Here is a 5,496-nt window from a genome sequence, read left to right as displayed (position 1 = left end):
CGGCCTCCCCGGCCACCGCGGACACCCTGTCCACCGCTGACGTCGTACCGCCTGCGACCGCCGCCCCGGACGACCGCCCGGCCGAACCCCCGGCCGGCGCCGGTGAACACGGTGCTCCCGCACCGTCTGACCCGCACCAGCACACGACCACGCACGCGAACGCGAGCGCGCACACGCACACGCACACGCACACGGACACGCACCCGGAAGGCGACACCACTTCATGACCGGCCCGACCACCGCCGACGACAAGCTCACCTGGCTCCTGGAGGGCCTGCTGGAGAGGACCCCGGGGGCGCGGCACGCGCTCGTGCTGTCCCGGGACGGGCTGAAGCTGTGCCGGACCCCCGAGCTGAGCGTGGACCAGGCCGACCAGCTGGCCGCGATCGCCGCCGGAATCCAGTCGCTGTCGCACGGGGCGTCCGTGGAGTTCGGCGACGGGAGCGGCGGAACCCGCTCGGCGATGACGGAGTTCTACGGCGGTGTGCTGTTCATCGTGGAGGCGGGCGCCGGCGCCCACCTGGCTGTGATCACCAGCGAGGACGCCGACGCGGGCCTCGTCGGGCATCACATGAGCGAACTGGTGGAGCAGCTCGGCGAGCACCTGACCGCTCCGCCCCGCACGTCATGAGCCGACCGGGCGTGCACCGGCCCGGCCGGGACGATGCCCCCGACCGGCTGTACACCATCACGCAGGGCCGCAGCCGCACCGACCCCGACAACCCCTTCGACCTGGTCACCCTCGTCGTCGCCGAGTCGGAGCCGACGGCCGGCATGCAGTCGGAGCACGCGGCGATCCTCCGGCTGGCCCGGTTCCCCACCTCGGTGGTGGAGATCGCCGCCGAACTGCGGCTGCCCGTGGGCATCACCAAGGTGCTGCTGTGCGACCTGCAGGCGGCGGGCCGCGTCAGCGCCCGCCACCCGCGCCGGCCGGCCATAACCGACCCCGACATCCTGGAGCAGGTGCTCGTTGGACTCCGCAACCTCTGACGCGCGCACCCCGTTGGGTGCCTCCGCCGACCAGGGTTTCAAGATCGTGGTCGTGGGCGGGTTCGGCGTCGGCAAGACCACGCTGGTCCGCTCGGTCAGCGAGATCCGTCCCCTCAACACCGAGGAGACGATGACACAGGCCGGTGAGCCGGTCGACGACATCAGCCAGGTACGCGGCAAGTCCGCGACCACCGTCGCCTTCGACTTCGGGCGGATCAGTCTGGACGCGCGCAACGTGCTGTACCTGTTCGGCGCGCCGGGCCAGGAGCGGTTCTGGTTCCTGTGGGACCGGCTGTTCTCCGGCACGCTCGGCGCGGTCGTGCTGGTCGACACCCGGCGGATCGACGACTCCTGGTACGCCATCGACCGGCTGGAGCACCACGGCACGCCGTTCATCGTGGCCTGCAACGACTTCGGCGGCCCGGTGCACGCCGGCGCGGACGTCCGCGAGGCCCTCGACCTGGACCCGCATGTGCCGCTGGTCGACTGCGACGCCCGCTCCCGCGAGTCGGGCAAGCAGGTCCTGATCACGCTGGTGCAGCACGTGAAGAACCGGTACGCCGACCCGTCCGCGCGGGCGGGCCTGCCCCGACAGGAGTTCGTGTGACCACCCCCGACGCCGTCCCGCTCGGCGGCCCCCGGTTCCAGACCGAACCCGCCCGGCTGTACCGGGAGATGCGGCGCGACCACGGCGCCGTGGTGCCGGTGCTGCTCGACGGCGACGTCCCGGCCTGGCTGGTGCTCGGCTACCGGGAACTGCACCAGGTGACCGGCGATCCCGCGCTGTTCAGCCGGGACTCCGATCTGTGGAACCAGTGGGAGAACATCCCGGCGGACTGGCCGCTGCTGCCCATGATCGGGCGCAAGCAGCCCTCCATCCTCTACACCGTCGGCGAGCGGCACCGCCGGCGCGCGGCGATGGTCAGCAACGCCCTGGAGGAGGTGGACCCGTTCGAACTGAGGGCGCACGCCGAGCGGTTCGCCGACGAGCTGATCGACGCGCTGTGCCCGGCGGGCGAGGCCGACCTGGTCGAGCAGTACGCGATGCTGCTTCCGGTGCGGGTCCTGGCCCGGCTCTACGGCTTCCCCGACGAGGACGGCCCGGGGCTGGTCACCGCCCTCAACGACATGATCGACGGCCGTGAGCGGGCGCTCGCCGGACAGACCCTGCTGGCCGGTTCGATGGTGCGGTTGCTCGCGGACCGGAAGAAGGAGCCCGCGGACGACGTGGTGTCCCGGATGCTCGCCGACGACGGCGGGTTCAGCGACGAGGAGATCACGCAGGACCTGATGGTGATGCTGGCGGCCGGACACCAGCCGACCGCCGACTGGATCGGCAACTCCCTCCGGCTGATGCTGACCGACGACCGGTTCGCGGCCTCCCTGTTCGGCGGGCGCAACAGCGTCGCCGAGGCGATGAACGAGGTGCTGTGGGAGGACACGCCCACCCAGAACGTCGCGGGCCGCTGGGCCGCCCGTGACACGCACCTCGGCGGCCGGCGGATCCGGGCCGGCGATCTGCTGCTGCTCGGCCTGCAGGGCGCCAACTCCGACCCGCAGGTGCGCACCCACGGCTCCGCGCTCACCGGCGGCAACAACGCGCACTTCTCCTTCGGGCACGGCGAGCACCGCTGCCCGTTCCCGGCGCAGGAGATCGCCGAGGTGATCGCCCGCACCGGCATCGAGGTGGTCCTCGACCGGCTGCCGGACATCGACCTGGCCGTGCCCGCCGAGTCCCTCTCCCGCCGGCCCTCGCCCTGGCTGCGGGGACTGACGCGGCTGCCGGTCCGCTTCACCCCCGTGCCCGTCCGCTGACCGGCGCCGCCTCGGCCGGCGGCCCATCCGCCGAGGGGACCCGGGGGGCTCCCCCCGACCTGCTCAGTACTCCGACCGACCCTGCCCTGGGAGGCACGTCACGATGACGACCGGTACCGAAGCACCCCGCATCGCCCTGGATCCCTTCGTCACCGACCTGGACGCAGAGAGCGCTGCGCTGCGTGCGGCCGGTCCGCTCGCCGCCGTCGAGCTCCCGGGCGGGGTGCCGGTGTGGGCCGTGACCCGCCATGCCGAGGCCAAGGCGCTGCTCACCGATCCCCGGCTGGTGAAGGACATCGCGGTGTGGGGGGCCTGGCAGCGCGGGGAGATCCCCGCGGACTGGCCGCTGATCGGTCTGGCCAATCCGGGCCGTTCCATGCTAACGGTGGACGGCGCCGACCACCGCCGGCTGCGCACGCTGGTGGCGCAGGCGCTCACCCCGCGCCGGGTGGAGCGGATGCGGGAGCGGATCGAGAAGCTCACCGAGGATCTGCTGGACGCCCTGCCCACGGGCGACGAGGCGGTGGATCTGAAGGCGGCTTTCGCCTACCCGCTGCCCATGTACGTCATCGCCGACCTGATGGGCATCGAGGAGGCGCGGCTGCCCCGGCTGAAGGTGCTGTTCGAGAAGTTCTTCTCCACGCAGACCCCGCCGGCGGAGGTCGTCGCGACCCTCACCGAACTCGCGCAGATCATGGGCGAGACGGTGGCGGCGAAGCGGGCGGCGCCGGGTGACGACCTGACCAGCGCGCTGGTCCTGGCCTCCGAGGACGGCGACCGCCTCACGGACGCGGAGATCGTCTCCACGCTCCAGCTGATGGTGGCGGCAGGCCACGAGACGACGATCTCACTGATCGTCAACGCCGTCGTCAACCTCTGCGCCCATCCCGGGCAGCGTGACCTGGTGCTGTCGGGCGAGGCCGGCTGGCCGGAGGTGATCGAGGAGACGCTGCGGTACTCCACCCCGACGTCGCACGTGCTGATCCGGTTCGCGACCGCGGACGTGCCGGTCGGCGACAAGGTGATACCGGCCGGGGACGCGCTGATCGTGTCGTACGGGGCGATCGGCCGGGACGAGAACGCGCACGGGCCGTCCGCCGGGGAGTTCGACATCACGCGGGAGACGAAGAACCGGCACATCTCCTTCGGTCACGGACCGCACGTCTGCCCGGGTGCCGCGCTGTCCCGCCTGGAGGCGGGCGTGGCCCTGCCGGCGCTGTACGCCCGCTTCCCCGGCCTCGACCTGGCGGTTCCGGCGGCGCAGCTGCGCAACAAGCCCGTGGTCACCCAGAACGACCTGTTCGAGCTGCCGGTGCGGCTGAATCCGTAGGTCCCGGTGGAGCGCGCTTGACTTCGAGCGCGCTCCAGCTCGTAGCGTCCCGGACATCGAGCAGGGCCCCGCCGCCCGGCCTCCCGCACGGGATGCCGGGTGCCCGGATCCGTCGCTAGATGGAAGAAGGCCCCTCGCGCCCGGCGAAACCGTCCGGGACGACGACGAACGAGCGTGCACGAAAGGACCTCCCATGCAGAAGCGCAGCCTGCGGGACCTCCAGGTATCGGCCATCGGCCTCGGATGCATGGGGATGTCCGCCTTCTACGGCTCCGCCGACCAGGAGGAGGGGGTGGCGACCATCCGGCGCGCCCTCGACCTCGGCATCGACTTCCTCGACACCGCGCAGGTCTACGGCCCGCTCACCAACGAGTCGCTGGTCGGCGAGGCGATACGCGGACACCGCGACGAGTACGTGATCGCGACGAAGTTCAACTACCGGATGGACGACGCGGTCCCCGGTGACATGAGCACGGTCGGCCGGCAGGACGGCTCGGCCGAGCACGTGCGCAGCTCGGTGCACGGCTCGCTGGAGCGCCTGGGCACCGACCACATCGACCTCTACTACCAGCACCGGGTCGACCCCGACGTGCCCATCGAGGAGACGGTCGGCGCGCTGGGCGAGCTGGTCGCCGAGGGCAAGGTGCGGCACATCGGGCTGAGCGAGGCGAGCGCGGAGACGATCCGGCGCGCGCACAGGGTCCATCCGATCACCGCGGTGCAGAGCGAGTACTCGCTGTGGACCCGGGACGTGGAGGCCGAGGTGCTGCCCGCCTGCCGGGAGCTGGGTATCGGCTTCGTGCCGTACTCCCCGCTCGGACGCGGTTTCCTCGCGGGCCGCTTCACCTCGCCCGACGAGCTGGACGAGAACGACTTCCGCCGGGACAACCCCCGTTTCACGGACGCCAACCTGCGGGCGAACCTGCGGCTGGCGGCGAAGGTGAAGGAGATCGCCGCGGAGAAGGACGTGACACCGGCCCAGCTGGCCATCGCCTGGGTACTGGCCCAGGGCGAGGACCTGGTGCCGATCCCGGGCACCAAGCGGCGCACCTACCTGGAGCAGAACGCCGGCGCCGTGGGGATCGAGCTGACCGGCGAGGACCTGGCCCGCATCGACGCCGAGCTGCCGGAGGCGGCGGGCGAGCGGTACGACGAGGCGGGGATGCGGGCCGTCAACCGCTAGGGCCTCCCGTTCGGATCGTGCCGGGCTCGCGGGGCATGGTGCCGCTCTTGTCCCGGCCTGATCCCGACGGAATACCCCGGTCCGTCGGCGCGGGGGCGCCTGGCGGCGAGGACCGGCGGGCGTGGGGACCGCCCGTGCCCTTCGCGCGTCCGCCGTCGGCGGGGCCGCGGTGACCGGT

The 5,496-nt window shown here is 72.3% G+C and carries 6 protein-coding genes and 1 pseudogene; all 7 read left to right on the top strand.

Features of this window, described 5'->3' with window-relative positions:
• A pseudogene (locus GT045_RS40050) lies at positions 1-227 on the top strand (hypothetical protein); the annotation flags it as partial.
• Positions 224-631 carry a roadblock/LC7 domain-containing protein gene (locus GT045_RS27635; RefSeq protein ID WP_161295683.1) on the top strand — a complete coding sequence of 136 codons (408 nt, stop codon included), beginning with the start codon at positions 224-226 and terminating at the stop codon, positions 629-631. The pseudogene GT045_RS40050 and the gene GT045_RS27635, both read left to right, overlap by 4 nt.
• A gap of 11 nt (positions 632-642) precedes the next feature.
• A complete protein-coding gene (locus GT045_RS27630; protein WP_161295685.1) occupies positions 643-990 on the top strand; it encodes a DUF742 domain-containing protein in 348 nt (115 codons plus the stop codon).
• A gap of 13 nt (positions 991-1,003) precedes the next feature.
• On the top strand, positions 1,004-1,597 hold the full coding sequence (locus GT045_RS27625; RefSeq protein WP_161335836.1) for an ATP/GTP-binding protein: 594 nt from the start codon (positions 1,004-1,006) through the stop codon (positions 1,595-1,597).
• Complete coding sequence (locus GT045_RS27620) at positions 1,594-2,805, top strand: cytochrome P450 (RefSeq protein WP_161295681.1); 1,212 nt, start codon at positions 1,594-1,596, stop codon at positions 2,803-2,805. The genes GT045_RS27625 and GT045_RS27620 overlap by 4 nt, the downstream gene beginning before the upstream one ends.
• Before the next feature lie 103 nt (positions 2,806-2,908).
• A complete protein-coding gene (locus GT045_RS27615) occupies positions 2,909-4,135 on the top strand; it encodes a cytochrome P450 (RefSeq protein WP_161335834.1) in 1,227 nt (408 codons plus the stop codon).
• Between the two features lie 193 nt (positions 4,136-4,328).
• Entirely contained in the window at positions 4,329-5,318 is a 990-nt protein-coding gene (locus GT045_RS27610; protein WP_161295677.1) for an aldo/keto reductase, read from the top strand.
• The last annotated feature ends 178 nt before the right edge of the window (positions 5,319-5,496 follow it).

Source organism: Streptomyces sp. SID486 (genome assembly GCF_009865385.1).
Classification (GTDB): domain Bacteria; phylum Actinomycetota; class Actinomycetes; order Streptomycetales; family Streptomycetaceae; genus Streptomyces.
The sequence above is the reverse complement of the archived record's forward strand: the minus strand, read 5'-3'. Positions and strand labels throughout refer to the sequence as shown.

Excerpts from the sequence above, each read along its gene's own strand:
- GT045_RS27635 (WP_161295683.1), top strand. The coding sequence starts at position 224 with ATGACCGGCCCGACCACCGCCGACGACAAGCTCACCTGGCTCCTGGAG.
- GT045_RS27615 (WP_161335834.1), top strand. The coding sequence starts at position 2,909 with ATGACGACCGGTACCGAAGCACCCCGCATCGCCCTGGATCCCTTCGTC.
- GT045_RS27610 (WP_161295677.1), top strand. The coding sequence starts at position 4,329 with ATGCAGAAGCGCAGCCTGCGGGACCTCCAGGTATCGGCCATCGGCCTC.